The organism is Corallincola holothuriorum (assembly GCF_003336225.1).
Lineage (GTDB): Bacteria > Pseudomonadota > Gammaproteobacteria > Enterobacterales > Neiellaceae > Corallincola > Corallincola holothuriorum.
In genome coordinates this window covers 557015-575897 of record NZ_QPID01000001.1, presented here as the reverse complement: position 1 = coordinate 575897, position 18883 = coordinate 557015, and the positions used below count along the sequence as shown (strand labels likewise).

17 protein-coding genes are annotated in these 18883 nt (G+C 46.0%); 4 read left to right on the top strand and 13 right to left on the bottom strand.

Annotated features, from left to right (window positions below; all coding sequences use genetic code 11):
• Nucleotides 1-298 precede the first annotated feature (298 nt).
• Together DU002_RS02425 and DU002_RS02420 are read left to right on the top strand one after the other, a co-directional pair.
• Entirely contained in the window at nt 299-1864 is a 1566-nt protein-coding gene (locus DU002_RS02425) for a DUF3360 family protein (RefSeq protein ID WP_114336746.1), read from the top strand.
• A 268-nt stretch (nt 1865-2132) separates the two neighbouring features.
• Complete coding sequence (locus DU002_RS02420; protein ID WP_114336745.1) at nt 2133-2627, top strand: glycine cleavage system protein R; 495 nt, start codon at nt 2133-2135, stop codon at nt 2625-2627.
• Between the two features lie 66 nt (nt 2628-2693).
• On the opposite strand, the gene DU002_RS02415 is transcribed toward DU002_RS02420, so the two are convergent.
• The 3 genes from DU002_RS02415 to DU002_RS02405 form a co-directional block, all read right to left on the bottom strand.
• Complete coding sequence (locus tag DU002_RS02415) at nt 2694-3338, bottom strand: Bax inhibitor-1 family protein (protein ID WP_114336744.1); 645 nt, start codon at nt 3336-3338, stop codon at nt 2694-2696.
• 245 nt (nt 3339-3583) lie between these two features.
• Nucleotides 3584-4393: an exodeoxyribonuclease III gene (xthA, locus tag DU002_RS02410; RefSeq protein WP_114336743.1), complete on the bottom strand. Its 810-nt coding sequence runs from the start codon at nt 4391-4393 to the stop codon at nt 3584-3586.
• Between the two features lie 52 nt (nt 4394-4445).
• On the bottom strand, nt 4446-5618 hold the full coding sequence (locus DU002_RS02405; protein ID WP_114336742.1) for a GGDEF domain-containing protein: 1173 nt from the start codon (nt 5616-5618) through the stop codon (nt 4446-4448).
• Between the two features lie 183 nt (nt 5619-5801).
• Between DU002_RS02405 and DU002_RS02400 the strand changes: the two genes are divergently transcribed.
• The gene (locus DU002_RS02400; protein ID WP_114336741.1) at nt 5802-6194 is read left to right on the top strand and encodes a DUF6559 family protein; all 393 of its coding nucleotides are present in this window, start codon (nt 5802-5804) and stop codon (nt 6192-6194) included.
• Between the two features lie 47 nt (nt 6195-6241).
• On the opposite strand, the gene DU002_RS02395 is transcribed toward DU002_RS02400, so the two are convergent.
• From DU002_RS02395 to DU002_RS02375, 5 genes are all read right to left on the bottom strand, one after another.
• Nucleotides 6242-7357, bottom strand: coding sequence for a pyridoxal-phosphate-dependent aminotransferase family protein (locus tag DU002_RS02395; RefSeq protein WP_114336740.1), 1116 nt, complete (start codon nt 7355-7357; stop codon nt 6242-6244).
• Nucleotides 7358-7402: 45 nt separating this feature from the next.
• Nucleotides 7403-7855, bottom strand: coding sequence for an acyl-CoA thioesterase (locus DU002_RS02390; protein WP_114336739.1), 453 nt, complete (start codon nt 7853-7855; stop codon nt 7403-7405).
• 66 nt (nt 7856-7921) lie between these two features.
• Nucleotides 7922-8908 (bottom strand): pentapeptide repeat-containing protein, encoded by a 987-nt coding sequence (locus tag DU002_RS02385; protein WP_114336738.1) that lies wholly within the window; start codon nt 8906-8908, stop codon nt 7922-7924.
• A gap of 64 nt (nt 8909-8972) precedes the next feature.
• Complete coding sequence (locus tag DU002_RS02380) at nt 8973-9272, bottom strand: hypothetical protein (RefSeq protein WP_114336737.1); 300 nt, start codon at nt 9270-9272, stop codon at nt 8973-8975.
• Nucleotides 9273-9339: 67 nt separating this feature from the next.
• Nucleotides 9340-10971: a response regulator gene (locus tag DU002_RS02375; protein ID WP_114336736.1), complete on the bottom strand. Its 1632-nt coding sequence runs from the start codon at nt 10969-10971 to the stop codon at nt 9340-9342.
• A gap of 158 nt (nt 10972-11129) precedes the next feature.
• Between DU002_RS02375 and DU002_RS02370 the strand changes: the two genes are divergently transcribed.
• On the top strand, nt 11130-11639 hold the full coding sequence (locus DU002_RS02370; RefSeq protein ID WP_158537940.1) for a VC2046/SO_2500 family protein: 510 nt from the start codon (nt 11130-11132) through the stop codon (nt 11637-11639).
• A 91-nt stretch (nt 11640-11730) separates the two neighbouring features.
• Here the strand turns inward: DU002_RS02370 and adhE are convergent, their stop codons facing one another.
• The 5 genes from adhE to DU002_RS02345 all read right to left on the bottom strand — a co-directional run bounded on the left by adhE (nt 11731) and on the right by DU002_RS02345 (nt 18848).
• Nucleotides 11731-14427, bottom strand: coding sequence for a bifunctional acetaldehyde-CoA/alcohol dehydrogenase (gene adhE, locus DU002_RS02365; protein ID WP_267896989.1), 2697 nt, complete (start codon nt 14425-14427; stop codon nt 11731-11733).
• 323 nt (nt 14428-14750) lie between these two features.
• Nucleotides 14751-16082 (bottom strand): anti-phage deoxyguanosine triphosphatase, encoded by a 1332-nt coding sequence (locus DU002_RS02360; RefSeq protein ID WP_114336733.1) that lies wholly within the window; start codon nt 16080-16082, stop codon nt 14751-14753.
• A gap of 14 nt (nt 16083-16096) precedes the next feature.
• A complete protein-coding gene (gene yfbR, locus DU002_RS02355) occupies nt 16097-16684 on the bottom strand; it encodes a 5'-deoxynucleotidase (RefSeq protein WP_114336732.1) in 588 nt (195 codons plus the stop codon).
• On the bottom strand, nt 16681-17898 hold the full coding sequence (locus DU002_RS02350) for a pyridoxal phosphate-dependent aminotransferase (protein ID WP_114336731.1): 1218 nt from the start codon (nt 17896-17898) through the stop codon (nt 16681-16683). The genes yfbR and DU002_RS02350 overlap by 4 nt, the downstream gene beginning before the upstream one ends.
• Before the next feature lie 182 nt (nt 17899-18080).
• Nucleotides 18081-18848 carry a potassium channel family protein gene (locus tag DU002_RS02345; protein WP_114336730.1) on the bottom strand — a complete coding sequence of 256 codons (768 nt, stop codon included), beginning with the start codon at nt 18846-18848 and terminating at the stop codon, nt 18081-18083.
• Between the last annotated feature and the right edge of the window lie 35 nt (nt 18849-18883).

Here is an 18883-nt window from a genome sequence, read left to right as displayed (position 1 = left end):
AGGGAATCATCTAAAACCCCAGTGTTTATAGGGTTTAAGCCTGTCAGGGCGCCGGCTTCTAGCCACATTGCAGCGCTAATTCAGAAGGTTGATTCTGCTTATTTATTTGTTACAGACAGTTATCTAATTATGATCAACATCAACTAAAAAAGTTGAAAAAAAACTACACTCCTTCCCATGATCTGTATGCTTGCTGGCGACACTGCTATTTCTGGCCATTCGGCTATCTTATTTAGATTCGTCCATCGAGCACTGACACTGTTTTGTTTTTAATCATTTAGAGGAAGCCAACGTCGCTATGGGTAACCACCAAGATATTGATCCGGTGAATCCGGCTAACGCTGACACCACAGAAGAGCGCAGCTATCGCGAACTGCATCGCCCTAGTCGGGAGTTTGATACTCGTGCCGACTATTTAGACCATGAACTTCAGATCATGAAGCCTCGACGCTATGGTCTGAATTTACCTGGACGTGACTTCCGATTTGAACTGGAAGATTTAGTACCTGCGATCGCTGGTACTATCGGCATTATTGCAATGTATTCAGCAGTGATGATGGCTTGGGCCGCGGGTCTCTCTGATAAATGGGAACATATTGACCTTGGGGTTGAGTTTGCCATTGAAGTGGCACGTGTAGAGATGATTATCCCTGCTTTCTTGTTTTGTATTCTGGCGTCGGGTTTCATCAATCCCAGAGCAAACTTAGCGGGTAATCATGGCCCCATGATCCCAATGATCTTTATGATTGCTATGGCCGGTGCACATCCATTAGCACTGGCTATCTTAATTGGCGTATTCGGCTTGATTTTGAGTGCGGTAAAGGGGGGCTCCCGATTAGTTAATTTAACCAGTGAAGGTGTCGCCGGTGGCTTGTTGGTGTTCCTCGGCTTTACTGGCTCCATCAGCCAAATAGATTCTCTGATTGCTTGGGCGAATGGCTTGAGTAATGAAGCTGAAGGCGTTGCTGCTGGTGATATGGGATATATTGCCTTAATTGTTTTGGCTATTACTGTCGTTGTTTATGCGGTTCTCGCTAAATTAGGTAAGCGCTGGCTCGCTATTCCGTTGTGTGCTGTCACTGGTTTTGTCGTAGCGATGCTATCAGGCGCCAGTTTTGACCTTAACTTCACTACGCAACCTGGTTTACCCAACCTCAACCCTGTGTATTGGTGGGGTTCTACTGAAGAGGGGTGGATGTTGGGCTTGCCCAATATGCAGCACTTTATTGCATCATTGCCGTTCGCTATCTTGGCCGTTGCTATGTGGTCACCAGACTTCCTTGGGCATCGTATTTTCCAAGAACTGAACTATCCGAAGAAGACCGAAAAAGTATTGATGGATGTAGATGACACCATGACCATGTGTTCAGTTCGTCAAATGGTCGGTACAGCGGTTGGTGGCGGTAATATCACGTCTAGTTGGGGTACTTATATGATCCCTGCTGCAATTGCTAAGCGCCCAATCCCTGGCGGTGCGATTCTTCTTGGTGCTCTGGTTATGGTTATTGCTATCGTGGGCTACCCGATGGATGCTGCAGTTTGGCCACCAGTGATGCGTATCGCTTTGTTAGTTGGTGTTGCCTTGCCTCTGTTGGAAGCTGGCATGCAGATGATTAAAGATGCGAAAGACTCTCAGTCCGCTGGGATCTGTATTTTTGCTGCGATGGTTACTAATCCAGTTTTAGCTTGGGCACTGACCATGCTGCTTGATAATAACGGCTTGATTGGTGATAAAGAGCGTCCGAAGAGACTGAGCAAGTTGGATCGTCTTGTCATTCCTACCGTGGTATTGATTGTTTGTGCCGCAGCGATGTTGGCTGTTGGTATGCTGGAAGGTAAGTTTGGTATACCAGCATTGCTATAGCTGTAACTAGTTAATATACAATAGTTTCGAAGCCGCTTATCTGTGATAAGCGGCTTTTTTTATATTTAGTGCCGCAAACTGTAACTATTCATGATCGTACGCAGATTCAGAAACTAACTGTTTGATTTTAAGCCGTAGCTAACCAGTGAAATGTTCGATCAAGTGTTACACTTATGACGTAAGTATTTTTCCTGTTGCGTATGTAGGCTCTGCTATTTTATTAGGTTTAGGTGCGCTACACATCAACCCCTAAACGGAGGGTAATCTCATGAGTGTGCAGTTCATGGTTAGCATTGTTGGTCCTGAGCATCAGGGTATGTTGAAACTCATGGCGGAGAAGACGCATAGTTTGGGGGGGCGCTGGTTAGATAGCAAAACTAATCATCTAGGCGGACAGTTTGCGGGATTAATTAAAATAGATATCCCTGCAGAGAATGAAACGCAGATGAAAGGGGAGTTTGCTGCACTTGAAGGGTTTAATGTGCTTTTCAGCCCGATTAAGGACGCTGAAGTTGGCGCTACGGTCAATGTGAGTTACGACTCCAGTGATCGCCCTGGATTGGTGAGTGAAATTACTCATTTACTGACCGAAGAGGGAGTGAAGGTTGAACATATGGAAAGCCACCGCGTAGGTGTGGTGGAGCTGGGCTCTAATATATTTACCGCACAAATGAAGCTCAGATTGCCGCAGGATGTCGAACCGAACACTATAGCGGCAAAGCTTGAGTCTTTAGATGGTGATGCCGTCGTTAATCTGAATTAGAACATCGCCTTCAATAGCAAAAAGCCCGGCCATTTGGCCGGGCTTTTATTTAAGTCATTCTCTCGCTTAATCGTCAGATCCAAAGAAACGCAAGAAGAACATGAATATGTTGTAGATACCGACAAAGATTGTCAGTGAGGCTGATACATAGCTTGTTTCACCACCGCGGATGATAGCTTGGATTGTCATCATGATGGCTAGACCAGAGAATATGGCGATACCGCCGGAAATCATCAGGCTGATTAAGCTGCTACCCATAAAGATATTTAAGACGACACCGCCCAATAATACCCAAAATGCGATACTCATTGCGCCGCCGAGCAGGTTAAGGTCTTTCTTCGTCGTGGTGGCGTAGAGAGATAAACCAAACATAGATAGGCCGGTCATCGCTAACGCCATAAATACGGCGTCAGGCTTCACTGCTAAATACATACTGATGATTGGACCACTGGCGTATCCCAACAAGCCTGCAGCAGCGAGTGCGCAGAAGAAACCGGTCATGTTGTAACGGTTTTTCTCAACCATGAATGAAAGGCCATAAAACCCGGCCAGGAAGATGATCCAATGCACAGGTGGCAAAGCGAGTAGGGTGGCAGCTACACCTACGGCGGCTGCAGTAGCGAACTGTAATCCCACCATGAAAAAGGTATTTTTTAATACTTTGTTCTGTTCCTGAATAACGCCTTGTGACGCTGTTGAAACCACGCTCATAGCTTTTCCTTATTTCCCTGTTGGCTGAGGCCACCGCCGCAACCTTTGGTTGTAATCTTGTTTTACAGCTGATTAAGACCACTATCTTAACCTGAGGTTCCCTGTTCGGCCATAGTTAGACTGAAGCAAATGTAACTTCATCGCTTTACTTACAAGATGATGAAAAATGTTCCCGAGTAGTTATCCAGTCTTGTTACGGGCTGGATAACTTATAAGTGTTGCATCGATCGTCGCTAATCGTTCCGTTAAAATTTGAATGAACTCCAAATCGGCGCGTGATCGGACGGCTTTTCAATTCCCCTGAGTTGATAATCGATATCAGATTCGACTAGGCAATCAACCAACGGCGCTGTCGCTAGTATAACGTCGATACGTAGCCCTCTATTGTCGTCGAAACCGCGGGAGCGATAGTCAAACCAGCTGTATTTCTCTGTGGTTTCAGGGCTTAGGTATCTAAAAGTATCGGTAAATCCCCAACCTTGCAGTTTTGCTAACCATTCTCGTTCTTCCGGTAGGAAACTGCATTTCCCCGTTTTTAACCAGCGCTTCGCATTGTTATCCCCGATGCCTATGTCTAAATCGGTGGGGGAGATGTTGATATCACCCATGACAATCAGTTTGTCATCGGGAGTGTGGGTGTCTTCTAAATAGGTTTGTAGATCTTGATAGAACTTCTCTTTATATGGGAACTTTACTGGGTGATCGCGACTTTCGCCTTGGGGGAAGTAGCCGTTCATAACATGCAGTAGCGAACCGTCTTCGAGTTCAAATGTCGCTTTAATCATCCGTTTTTGCGCATCTTCACTGTCATTAGGAAATCCTTTTTCGACGGAAATAGGCTTTTGTTTACTTAACATGGCGACGCCGTAATGGGCTTTCTGGCCATAAAACTCTACGTGGTAACCGAGAGCTTCTACAGCTGCTAATGGAAATACTTCGTCATGCACTTTGGTCTCTTGTAGCCCAATGACATCCGGTTGATGTTTGTCTATTAGCGCTTCCAATTGATGAAGGCGTGCTCTAAGGCCATTGATATTAAAACTGACGATTTTCATGTTATCTCTTACTTTCTAAATGAATGACAACGGGCATTAAAATTCTAACTTACTAATTGGATATATTTACAATACTTGCGTCTAATGAGAAATCGTATGCGCACTGGTTGCGACCGTTGGCCTTGGCTTGGTACATAGATTGGTCTGCGCGGCGGAGTGCTTTATCCATATTGTCGCCACTACAAAAGAGTGTTGCTCCGATCGATAAGCTTATCTTTTGCGAGCCATTTATAGCGACAAAATGGTGTGACGTTATCTGCTTAAGTAGCTTTTCACAAACGGCTTTAGTAGATTCCATTGTTGCTTCCGGCAACAGAAGTACAAACTCTTCGCCCCCAAAACGAGCGAGAGTTGCCGCTTCTGACAGCTGATTTCTCATGACTTCAGCGATCTCTCGTAACAACTCGTCGCCCTTTTGATGGCCGTAGGTATCGTTAATCCGCTTAAAATGGTCGACATCCAACAAACAAACGGCGAATGCCTTGTTCTCCTGGTATTGTTCCGAAGCCAGCTTGGTAGCTTCCTTTCGTAAATACCTACGATTACCCAATCCGGTTAGTTCATCGGTGCTCGCTAGCTCTTCTACGCGTGATAGGGCTAAGGCTAACTCTTCGTTGGTTTCCTGTATCTGACTGTTTTGCTGTTTAATTTGTAGCGAAGAGCGACGAACCTTATCTCTGACGTGAGTCATATACCCGGCGATGGCACAAAGCCATATCAATACGGCAGTCAATATTGTCCACTGCAACAAATTGGCATGAGGGTTAAAATTTGGTGTTTGCGTTACCCAATCGTATAGGATCACCCAACCGTATGAGGCGGAGATAAAAAACGACATGATGATGGTTTGTGCTCTGTTTAGGGTGAAAAAACTAAACATGGTAATAAACAGATACACCATCAGGAATGCGCCGCGTAACTCTTGGGTTTGGCTAATAAAAAAGCTACTCCAGCCGATTGCTGCAAGCATTTGTAAGCGGGTTAAGACGGAATCTTCGATCAAGGTGTTGAGACCTGAACGATAGACTACAAACAGCGTGATGATGTAAGCGGAGATGATGGCCGTAGACCATATAAGAATGGAGGAGTTAATTTCAGCCAAGCCAAAAGCGGAAGACATCCACGCGAGTGATACACAAAGTATGTAGGCTGATGCTGATAGCAAAAAGCGTTCGGTCAAAGCTCGCTGCTTAACGTCACTCGGAAGTAGCTTTATTGTTACCATTTAAGATCGAGTCTCCGGCCGCATCTTATTATCTGCGCTTTTCTTGCATGCTAAACCCTTGCAGGTAAATGGCAACACCGCACTCTAAAAAGCGAATAGGTCAAAACTAAGAACGCAAAATATTTGAACTGTGTCACGTTTTTGGTATGATGCGGCCTCCTCAGTCACGGAGATAACTGATTTATGTCCTTTTTTAGTTTGTTCTCGACCCGGAAACAACTCATAAAAGTTATCACTCTTGTTTCCCCATATCTTCGCGCTTGTTATGGTGACAGAAACAGCTATACGATTGATGAAGTAAATATTGGATTAGATCGTTGTGGTTTACTTGGCGAGCGTGCAGCAGAACAAGCTTATGCTATTTTCTTATCCGAAAGTGATTTTAATGCATGGGCGCGCAGTCAAAGGCTATCTCTCAGCTACCAACGGGTGCGCAGTAAGATCCGTGAAAAATTGAATTTAGAACCTGAACAAGTATTAACAACACAGTACCTTTATCAGTACGCGAACCAATCTGGTCCTCAAGGGATCCTTTGGGACAGTTGGCGTTTTCCTTGGCCTTCTCGTCGTCGATAATTGTTTAATAACAAGCGCCATAGAGGCGCTTGTTTGTTTCTGTAGCGTCATAGAATTTCTCTAAGCGCGCCAAGTAGTAATGTGATGTTTTCTCGCCGCGCACCATAACCCATTAATCCGATACGCCATGCTTTTCCTGCTAATTCTCCGAGCCCAGCACCAATCTCAAGGTTGTATTCCGCCAGTAGTCTATTTCTAACCTCTGCATCGTTGACATTATTTGGGATATGCACGGCATTGAGTTGTGGCAGTCGCTCTTCCTTGGGAACGATAAAATCGATGTCGAGCAACGCTAACCCCTCGTGCAATTGTTGGTGCATATGCTGGTGTCTGGCCCACGCTTTTTCTAACCCTTCGTTATGCAATAGTACAAGTGCCTCATGGAGCCCATAAAGCGCATTGACGGGCGCAGTATGATGGTACGACCGTTTTCCTTCACCTGCCCAGTAATCCATAACCAGAGACTGATCTAAAAACCAGCTCTGAACCTTGTGGGTGCGCTGCTTTATATGTTCGACCGCGGCAGGGCTGAAGCTGACAGGGGAGAGGCCTGGTACGCAAGAAAGACACTTCTGACTGCCTGAATAGATAGCGTCGATACCCCATTCGTCGACTTTTAATTCGATACCGCCGAGCGATGTAACAGCATCAACAATTGTTAAGCAATTATGAGCTTTGGCGATAGCACATAGCGTTTTCGCATCTGATTTAGCCCCAGTTGACGTTTCTGCATGAACGAATGCAACAAATTTGCTGTCAGGGTGCTTTAGCAATGCCTCTTCAAGCTTTTCAGGGGTGATTGCACGCCCCCATGGATCATCGACTGTCACTGCGATGCCGCCGCAGCGTTGGACGTTTTCAACCATCCTGCTGCCGAATACGCCGTTGCGGCAAACGATAACTTTGTCACCAGGTTGCAAAAGATTCACAAAACAAGCTTCCATACCTGCAGAGCCCGGTGCTGAAATGGCCAGGGTCATCTCGTTCTTTGTTTGGAACGCATATTGAAGTAGCGCTTTAACTTCATCCATCATGCCGATAAATAGAGGGTCCAAATGGCCTATGGTTGGACGGGACAGGGCGCTCAATACTCGGTCTGATATATCCGATGGGCCAGGGCCCATTAAGGTGCGTCTTGGTGGCTGAAAGCTGTTAGGGTTCATGGTGAGTTCTCTTTCTTATATGTCTTTTCTAACTACCTGAGTAAATTAGAGTGACGTGTTGTCTACAAGGTTAATTCTTTCGACTGATCTAATCACTTCGACGACTGATGAGGGGAGGTTGTCTTTACGCTGTGCTTTAGTGTTATAAGCAACGACAAGTGCTGTACCCTCGGCGGCAGTGCGTTGATTTTTATGACTGACCACTCGGTACTCCATCATGAACCTGTCGTTATTGAGTTCGCTGATCCGTGCGCCTATTGAGATAGAGTCCGGGTAGGTTAGTGGCATTTTAAATCGACATTGCGTTGATGCCAGTACAGGGGCTAACGCGAGTGTCTGCATTTGTTGCATCACTTTAATTTTGCCGAAGTAGGCGATCCGGGCGTTTTCGAAATACTTGAAGTAGACACTGTTATTGACGTGATTCAGTGCATCCATTTCACCCCAAGCAACTGCTTGTTCAATTACAACCGGGAAGTCATTGAGCAGATTATTCATAAGTACCACTAGTATTCTTCTGGTATGACCAGTCTAGGGGCAAATAGCAGCGATTTCCAGCACGCTTCAACGAGTCATCTTTTTTACGAACACGACAACAAAAAGAGCAATAGTAAAGCTGCCGGTAAATGCTTCAAAAGCGGCAATGAAACGCGATAGTCCAACAGGGGCTATGTCACCATAACCTAATGTCGTGAATGTGACGACACTGAAGTAGAGACAGGCAAGCGCACTGTTAACGTCCTCCATACCTAACGTTTCAGGCGTGAACATCAGTAGTTGTCCTTGATGTGTGATCCCCAGCAGGAAGTAAGCCACGGCGCAAACGAGAATAAAAAGCATGGCAAATAAGACAACATTAAATGGCCGCTCGCCGTAACCACAAAAGAGATCTATTCCTTTAGATATCGCCCGCTTAAGGGAGGGCTTCGGCATCTGGTAGCGGCGCATGGTCAGCTCTTTGTGTAGGCAATAGCCAGCCATCTCAAATAGGCCTTGGCTATCAGCTGCCTTGTGTAGATCTCGGTATACCTCCTCGGCTTGCTGAAAATTATCAAACGCTTCTTGCTTATGGCCAGCCTTCCACAGCTTATGTCCTCTTTTCTCCTGCAATAGCTGCTTGCCGATGTTAACGTTGTCTAATCGCGTACCTTTAAGTTTTGTGCCCAATAGATTGCATTGCTTCAGATTGGCACAATGAAGGTTGGCGCCGCTAAGATCAGCTTTCATCAGTGACGAGTTGGATAAATCAATGGAAAAAAGATGTGCACCACGCAGTGACGCGCGATATAGGTCGCTTCCTCGCAGGTCAAACCCTGAGCTGGCGCCCCGGTTAACCAAATCAAGTTGTTCAAGCCTAGCGCGTTTGAGTTGAAGTCCTTGGGATACTTCACCATTACGCACGTATTTTTCGAGTGGCGTTTTTATATCTATGCCAGATTTGTCGCTATTGGGATCGTGCCAAAAGCAGTAGCCGTGAGCTAACGCTTCTTGGCTACACTGGCGGGATCCCGCGCCAACAAATCCGCATTTATGTTTGGTTATACTAGGCATTAGGTCAAAGAATGATAACTCGTTGACCTAATTATAGATTGGTGAAGAGGAGTTGCTAGGAGGCTTAGTCGCTTTCTTTGCCGACAGCTTCTTTATCCTCTAATGTGCAGATGTTGCCACCTTCGAAGTTGTCTCGATAATAGCGGAAATCGACACACTCTTGTTGATACTGGTCTTTTAGGGCGCCACGTACCTGTAGGCTTGATGTGCTGCTTATCTGTTTTTGTAAGTCTTTACACATTTTCTCTTGCGCAAGAACTTCTTCAATGTTTTCACAACCATTTTGAGTTGTGCAGGCGCTCAAAATGAATACTGTCGATAAAGCGAAAGTGCTGGCCGAAAGGGTTTTGACTATTGGATGCATAGGAAAGTTCAATTATCTATTTTGATGAAGTGTAAACGGTCAAATAGATAATTGAAAAAGAAAATTACTATTTTTGTTGAAGCTTGTTGTAGCTTTGCTTTAGGTCTTGATAGCGTATTTTGTGGCGCGAGGGGAGGGAGACGCCGTCGAGCAAGCGGAAAAACTCTTTGCATTCGCGTAGCAGCTCGTGTGGCTTTTTCTCGGCTTTACAAAGTTGCAATAGTGATTGGATCATATTTAGTGCCGCACCGGTATTGGTTGGCGCAAGACTAAGCGCCGTGCGAAATGCGCGTACGGCTGCGTCGTAGTTGCCCTGCTCGTAATATCTGCTGCCGTCTTGGTGACATTGGCGGAATTGTGCAACCCTCTCATGTTGTGCGTCGTCCGCTTGATAGCTTTGCAGTGCGTCGCGAGCATAGGTGCCTAAGTTGCTACTTTTTTGCATTCGCTCTGCGAGGTGTTGCATCTCTTCAAACTCGCCAATCTGGCATAGTGTTATCAGCCCTTCACCGGAAAACTCTATGGGTAGATTGTCCTTCCCTTGCTCGACAAGCCCTTTCAAAGCGTTGTAATAGCTTTTCTTTGCTTTGATTAATTCACCTTTCGCAGCTTCAAGCTTGGCTTGGCAGAGCCCTTCAAAAGTAGCAAAATCAAAATTCCCGTAGAGATTATCGTGTCTAGCACGGAATAGCGCATTCATGGCTTCATGTTGGTACTTGTGACGCCGGGTCGCTTCCTCTGCGCTCTCTGCTGCTTCAAACGTACTCCGTACATAATTGAGTAGGTGTTCGACGTTGTGATGTAATGAACGTTTACTCAGTTCATAGATTGTTTGATAGGTATTTTGTGTTAGCTCTGAGAGTTCAACTTCTCGGGATAACCGAGCTATGTGTTGCTGCCTTTCAATCGAATGGGGAGATATCTCAGCTGCATCTTGTAAAGACTGTAGCGCTTGTTCTGGTTGATCGAGCATATATTGGCATTGTGCTTTAAGATCATGAGCATCTAATAGTAATGGGTGCTGGATTAGCAACTCTTCCAGTGTTTGGATGGCGACATCATAACGTTTCAGACCCATGTGCGCTTTGGCTAATGCTACTTTTGCCCACGTGATATCTCGCTCGGCTAACAGTGCTTTTAGAAATTGTTCTGATTTCTCATACTGCCCCACCTTGCAATAGAGTTCAGCCAATAAATTTTTGCAATGGTTGCTGTATTTGCTGCCTGCGGCGATCAACGTATGACAAGCTGCAATTGCTTCTGGGTAGTTTTTATCGTTCAACGGCTGCAATACACTTTGCATCGCTTGCCGTTTTTGATGCGCTCTCTCGATACGTGAACTTAGCTGACGTTGGGAAAATGGCTTCATTATGTAGTCGTCAGGTTGGTTTTCTAACGCCCCCAAAACCATGGCTCGACTATTTTCACCCGTCACAATGATAAAGATAGCCTCTGTTGTAATCAGCCCTTTACCGCGTAGCTCTTCCAAAAGTTGGCGACCATTTTTTTTGTTTACGCCCAGGTTATAGTCGACTAAGAGCAGTTGAAAAGGGCGGTCATCACAGTACTTACAGGCTTGCTCACCGGTTTCACACATTTCGATGTTGTTAAAGCCGATATTATTCAGCATGCCTTTAAGCATTACCTGAAATGAACGTTGGTCATCAACTACAAGCACGTGAGAGTGGGTCAGGCTCAAGTTCACTTCCTTTACAGCTGCGGATTAGTCCCTTCGCTGGAATATAGCATAGCGATGTCAATGCGTTGAGTGGCGTTGATCAACAACTGGAAGAGAAACAGTTAAAGAATCTAATAATGAAGCCGATATGAAGTTAGGTTTCATACTGGAAAAGAATTGTGCAGTCCGAACAGGTCAATTCGTCAATCATCGTTAATGAGCTTCAGCTCGGCCAATCGCTAAACAAAGCGGTTAGTAGCGGCGATTCTGCTAAGTTCGCTTATCTGCTAAGTATGTTGTCGGATGATGTGCTTGATCAGCCGCAGTTTCAGTTTGCTTGTTTTGACCGTATCAAACCCGCGCCAGATGAGACGCAATTAAGGAAAGAGTTTTCGTTACCAGAGAGTGCGCCGTTATTCAGCGATGCTGAAACGATGCTGCGTGCGACAAATCAGAGTCAACTATTTGCTGAAGGTGGTTCGATCACTGACGTAAGGCTACTCGCTGCGCTCGCGCCGACGGCGTTAGTGGCTAAGAAAGAGGACGATAACTCTTTACCTGCGGATATTCTCGATATTCTGCCTCATTGGAAACGGGCTGACGTCTGCCCAAAGCCTGAATATTCTTCGAGCGAGCCGATGATTGAACTACTGAATAAGCTGCATAGCAGCTCACAAACAGCGCTATAAATCACGAAACGTAGCGGTGACAGTTGTCTCCGTGAGTTTCATGCATAAAAAAGCCCGCTATTAAGCGGGCTTTTTCATACTAAGTTAGAAATTACTTCTTCTTAGCAGGTGACTTCTTAGCTTTAACGGCCTTGTTCAGGGCATCAGCGCTATCATCGCCTTCTTGGTATGGACGACCGTAGTAGGAGTCGATCAATACCTGCTTCAGTTCACTGATCAGTGGGTAGCGAGGGTTGGCACCAGTACACTGGTCATCAAACGCGTCAACAGCCAATTGGTCAACTTTCGCCATAAATGCTGCTTCGTCAACACCCGCGTCTTTAATTGACAGTGGGATATTTAATTCAACTTTCAGCTCTTCCAACCAAGTCAACAGGTTGTTAATTTTCTCTTCAGTGTTTTTACCACCCAGACCCAGGTGATCAGCTACTTCGGCGTAGCGAGCACGGGCTTTTGGACGGTCATACTGTGAGAATGCAGTCTGCTTAGTTGGTGTGTTAGTGGCATTGAAACGGATAGTGTTAGCCAATAACAGTGCGTTCGCCAGACCGTGAGGTACATGGAACTCTGCGCCCAGTTTGTGAGCCATTGAGTGACAAACACCCAAGAAAGCATTCGCAAAAGCAACACCAGCGATTGTGGCTGCGTTGTGAACTTTTTCACGAGCAACTGGATCAGCCTTGCCATTTTGATATGAACTTGGCAGGAACTGCTTCAGCAGCTTAAGTGCTTGCAGCGCTTGGCCATCTGAGTACTCGTTTGCCAGAACAGAAACATAAGCTTCCATAGCGTGAGTCACAGCATCGTAACCACCAAAGGCACATAAAGACTTCGGCATGTCCATAACTAAGTTGGCGTCTACAACAGCCATGTTAGGTGTCAATTCGTAGTCAGCCAGTGGGTATTTTTGGCCAGTCTTGTCGTCTGTAACAACTGCGAAAGGTGTTACTTCAGAGCCAGTACCTGAAGTGGTAGTGATACAAACCAGTTCAGCTTTAGAACCCATTTTAGGGAACTTGTAGATACGCTTACGGATGTCCATAAAGCGCATAGACAGGTCTGCGAAGTCTGTTTCTGGGTGCTCGTACATAACCCACATGATCTTCGCTGCATCCATTGGTGAACCACCGCCAACAGCCAAGATAACATCAGGTTGGTAGCTGTGGCATGCCTCTGCACCTTTCTGCACGATAGTCAGAGTAGGATCGGCTTCTACTTCGTGGAAGATTTCAACTTCCATGCCTTTATCTTTAAGAATAGCGCGAAGGTCATCAATGTAGCCGTTGTTAAATAAGAAACGGTCAGTAACGATAAGTGCGCGTTTCTTACCTTCCAGGTCGTCCATTGCAATAGGCAGAGAGCCACGACGGAAGTAGATTGATTTAGGTAGTTTGTGCCACAACATGTTCTCAGCTCGCTTAGCAACAATTTTCTTGTTAATTAGGTGCTTAGGACCTACGTTTTCAGAGATTGCGTTGCCACCCCAAGAACCACAACCCAAGGTCAGTGATGGTGCAAGTTCGAAGTTGTAAAGGTCACCGATACCGCCGTGTGAAGAAGGCGTATTAATAAGAATACGAGCAGTCTTCATCTTGTCGCCGAAGTAAGCGATACGATCAGCATTGGCGTCTTGGTCGGTATAGAGCACAGAAGTGTGGCCGACACCACCGATATCCAAAATGATACCAGCTTGACGAACAGCGTCTTCAAAGTCTTTCGCTTTGTAAACACCCAGCGTTGGAGAGAGTTTCTCGTGAGAAAACTCGTCATCGTATGACGCTTCAAGACCTTCACCGATAAGGATTTTGGTCGCTACAGGTACAGTCACGCCTGCTAATTCAGCGATCTTATATGCTGGTTGACCAACAATCTTGGCGTTCAACGCGCCATCGATCATCAATACCTTACGTACTTTGTCTGCATCAGACTTGTTCAATACAGCGGCGCCATATTTAGCGAAACGAGCGATCACTTCGTCGTACTTAGACTCAACGATGATGGCTGCTTGCTCAGACGCACAGATAACACCGTTATCGAATGTCTTAGACATAAGGATGGAAGAAACAGCACGCTTAACATCTGCAGTTTCGTCAATAACAACAGGTGTGTTACCTGCGCCTACGCCGATCGCTGGCTTACCAGAAGAGTAAGCTGCTTTCACCATACCTGGACCACCAGTAGCGAGGATCAAGTTGATGTCTTTGTGAGTCATTAGGGCGTTAGACAGTTCAACTGACGGTTGATCGATCCAACCGATGATGTCTTTAGGTGCGCCTGCAGCTACTGCGGCATCCAGAACCAGTTTCGCTGCGTAGTTTGTAGCGTTCTTAGCTCGTGGGTGCGGAGAAAAAATACAACCGTTGCGAGTCTTAAGCGAGATTAATGCTTTAAAGATGGCAGTAGAGGTTGGGTTAGTGGTCGGAACGATTGCACAAACGATACCTACTGGCTCAGCGATAGTAATAGTACCGCCTTCTTCGTTGCTTTCGATTACGCCACAGGTTTTGTCATCTTTATACTTGTTGTAGATGAATTCTGAAGCAAAGTGGTTCTTGATCACTTTGTCTTCCATGATACCCATGCCTGATTCTTCTGCAGCCATTTTGGCCAGCTCGATACGAGCAGTAGAAGCAGCTAGAGAAGCAGCGCGGAAGATTTGATCAACCTGCTCCTGACTGTATGTTGCAAATGTACGTTGTGCCGTTTTGACGCGTTCAACAAGAGCGTTTAACTCTTCCATATTGGTGACAGGCATCGACTGTGTCTCCTGGTGAGATGTGAAATTTATTAAACAGACCAACAGTTTACTTACAAAAGCCGTAGCTTAACGAGATGTAGAGTATAGTCCAGCTTTTGCTGCTGTTCGGTAAGCCTGTTTAATAAATTTTTTTGCGTGGCTGAGAGTATAGATGCCTCTATCTAGGTATGCTTGATATGGATCAATTGTAATTTAATTACATAAATGAAAGTTTTAAGTCTCATTTTGGCGCGCCTTTGTGATGTGCGGCGCGCTGGTGGCGCCGAGTGTTTCGGTGAGGTGTAATTTTATTAAAAATTCACATGCCGATCTAGCTTTGTTGCTGTGAGTTTTTTGTAACGCGCTGATATCTATTAAAAATCATGCCGGCTGTTGAGTGTGCTGGTATTTGGTAGGAACAGTGTTTGATAAAGGCGGTTGGCAAATGCGTCGGTCATGCCCGATATGTAATCGGAAATCACGCGGTAACCAGAGGTGATACCTTCTTGTTCTCGTGCGTGCTGCCAGCGGTTATTAACATCGTCAGGCAGTAGGCGAGTAGGATCGGTTTCGAATGCCTCAAAAAGCGCCATCACAACTTGTTGTCCTTTAAATTCAAGTAGCTGTAGTTCCGGCTTACGAATGACAAAATTAAATACAAATCGCTTAAATACAGCCAGAGCTTGGTGCATTAGTGGGCTGAGTTTTGCGTTAGATGCAAGCAAAGGGGACTCAAAGCGTTCGTCGTGCGATAGCTCTACCGATGAGATAAGGGTGTTAACTAAAGCGCCAATGGCGTCTTTTCGATCGTATTGGTATCGACTAAACAGTTGGTTGGTTATACGGTCAATATTTTCTGTAAACCAAGGTTCATGTAGTTCGAGAAGCGGTTTTATGACATGTTGTTGCCATTCATCGCGCGTAACAATACCCATGACAACGGCATCCTCCATGTCATGTATGCCGTAGGCGATGTCGTCTGCTAGCTCCATCAAGGAGCAGTCTAATGATTTGAACGCTGTTTTTGCATGTCCTGCGCTCGACTCAAAGCGCATAAACAACTCTTTGTCACTGTTGGAAAAGGGAGCGAGTACCCAATCCAGTAGTGGTTGGTCACAGTCAAATATGCCTTTAGGTGGGTGCCATGTGCTAGCCACTACTTTTCTGTGATTGTCGGACTTAGCTGGATAGCGCTGATGGCAAAGATTATTAAGTGTTTGCGGGTATTTAAGTACGCCGAGAAGTGTGCGCCTTGAAAGGTTCATACCATGGCTTTTCGTATAGGGCTCTAACCTCGCCAAAATGCGGAATGTTTGTGCATTCCCTTCAAACCCGCCATGTTCAGCTGTCATGTAGTTCAGGGCTATTTCACCGCCATGACCAAAGGGAGGATGACCAATGTCATGGGCGAGGCAGATCGCTTCGATCAACGCGTCGCTATCGAGTAGTTGATGATGCTGAGGATGCTTTAATGCTAATTGGGCACGAATGCCTGTGCCGATTTGTGCCGCTTCTAATGAATGGGTTAGCCTAGTGCGGTAGAAGTCATTCATCCCTGCGCCAAGCACTTGGGTTTTGGCTTGGAGTCGCCGGAATGCTGCCGAATGCAGGATCCTAGCGCGATCTCGTTGGTAAGCAGAGCGATGATCATTACGCCTTGTCTTTGTTTCTTCGAGCCGGCGCTGCTGCCAAACAAGACTTTCCATCGTTTTCGCTCCTGCTAACTGATCTCATCGAGGGTTAAGTTAAAGCTCGCTACAAAGTGACGAATAAAGTAGTCCACCTCGGGCAGTGCAAACTGCGCCAGCTGCTGTTCCAATCGCTGTTTCGCTTGATTGAATTCACTATTGCCTGCGTTTTGCTCTTCAAGACATTTCAAGTAAGCGCAAAGTGTATCAGCGGCTTTGATAATTAATTTGTGTTCTGGTAACTGCTTAGCCCCAATGAGTAACCCTTCAAAGTCGGCGCATAGTTCGTTGGGGAGCATCTCTAGTAAACGTTGTTCAGCGGCCGTTTCTATCTTTTTGTACTCTTTGGCGATCTCAGGGTTGTGATACTTGATGGGGGTAGGAAGGTCGCCGGTAATAACTTCGCTAGCGTCATGATAGAGCGCTTGCAGTGCAATTTCAGCAGCGTTCAGCGAACCGTCAAAAAATCGATTTCTAATCACTGCCAGGGCATGGGAGATCATTGCCACTTGCAGACTATGTTCTTGTACATTTTCTATTTGAGTATTGCGCATTAACGGCCAGCGTTGGATCAGTTTTAGCCTCGCCATATGCGCGAAGAAGTGGCTGTTATCACTCATGACGGTTTGTAGCTCTCCAGAAAGTGCGCGATACGGTTAATCGCGTCTTTTAGCTGATCTTCTCGTGGCAAGGTGACTAGGCGAAAATGATCTGTTGTCGGAAGATTAAATGCGCTGCCTTGGACAATCAGGAGTTTTTCCTGGCGGAGGAGGTCTAGGACAAATCTTTCATCATTGTGGATCGGGTAACGTTTGGGATCGAGCTTTGGAAAGACGTATAGCGCGCCTTTTGGCTTAGTGCAGCTGACCCCTGGAATTTGATTCAGCATCTCGTAAGCGATGTCTCTCTGAGCTAATAGTCTGCCACCAGGGAGGATCAGTTCATTAATACTCTGGTATCCCCCTAATGCGGCCTGTATTGCGTGCTGACAGGGTACGTTGGCACAAAGGCGCATGGATGCCAGCATGGTCAGCCCTTCGATATAGCCTTGGGCACGGATCTTTGGCCCTGTAACGGCCATCCATCCAGCACGAAATCCTGCAGCTCGATAGCTCTTGGACAAACCATTAAATGACACCATCAATACATCATCGGCCAATGAGGCGAGGGTAATATGCTCAGCACCATCGTAGAGGATCTTGTCGTAGATCTCGTCAGCGTAAATAATTAGGTCGTGTTGACGGGCTAGCTCCACTATTTCCAGTAAAATCTCTTTGCTGTAAACAGCCCCTGTTGGGTTATTAGGGTTAATAACGACAATGCCACGGGTATTTGGGGTGATTTTACTACGAATATCATCAATGTCAGGCTGCCAGTCGGCAGCTTCATCGCAGACGTAGTGAACTGGCTGGCCGCCGGCTAGGGTGACGGCTGCTGTCCATAAGGGATAATCTGGCGCAGGGATCAGCATCTCCTCGTGGTTATTAAGGAGAGCCTGCATCGCCATCAATATGAGTTCACTGACACCATTGCCGATGTAGATATCTTCAATATCGAGACCAAATACCTGACGTCGTTGATATTGCTGCATGACAGCTTTTCGCGCAGAAAAAAGACCTTTGGAATCGCAATAGCCTTGTGAGGTAGGCAGGTTATGAATGACGTCGATCAGTAGCTCTTCTGGCGCTTCGAAGCCCCAAGGTCCAGGATTACCTATATTGAGCTTCAATACGCGATGACCATCTTCTTCAAGGCGTTTTGCCTCTTGCAATACTGGGCCTCGAATTTCGTAGCATACGTCATTGAGTTTGTGAGATTTTTCGACCTGCTTCATGGTGCCTTAAGATCTTCATTAGTTCGTGATTCGAAAGTAACACTATCCGGGGGGATTTGGGAAGATAAGCGGCTATTCCCTGCATTGGAGTCGTTGCCGCAATTATCGTCTGGGTTGCATGACTTGCTAACGGCTGTTGATGATGGTGTTGCAAGGTTCCCGGTTGATGAGTGCACCGCAAATTAATGATGCGTACCGTCATCCTTATGTGTTGATTGTGCCTTCTTAAGCATCTCTTTAACGTGATTTTTTTCCGCTTCTTTTGCTGTTTCTTCTGCCACGAAAAGCCCGAGGAGTCGTGCCAGTACGATGGCGATATAGAACTGACCGACGATAGCCTCAAGCACCACCCAGCCCTGAGTGAAAGTGGTTTGTGGGCTAATATCGCCGTAGCCTAGGGTCGAAATAGTAACGAAACTGAAGTAGGTCAATTCGTTAATCAAACCGGTTAAATCACCGCCGTCAATCCCTGCTTTTAAGTTGAATGAACCCGGGTAGTGGATCTCAAGAGAGACGTAAATCATTGCCCAAAGCAGGGCGATGATAAAGTAGAGTGAGATGGCAGCAATAATCATCTCTGTATTTGGGTGTAACTGCTTAATTAGGTATTTGAAAAGGTGGAAACTGACAAAACCGAAGAAAGCGATAAGGGTTAAGGCCCTTAAGTAATTAGCAAGATGAGCGCTTGAGTAGAAGTCACCCCAGCCGACTAAAACGGTAGGGATGGCCAACAATATTCCGATATAAAAAGTGCGCTTCTGTTGTGCAACGACGTACAAGGAGGCAAGCATAACCAGATTAAAGAGCACCATGGTTAATACCTTCCCAACGATATCTGTGAGGTGGGGCGGTATGATGATCAATAATATCAAGCTGGTCAGCAGAATATGAAAGCTGAACTTAGGAATGGGAATGCTCATTTTGCTAAATTTAAATGCTGAGGATGGCATGATGACTCTCCTTTGTCCGTTTTTACTCTAGCTTA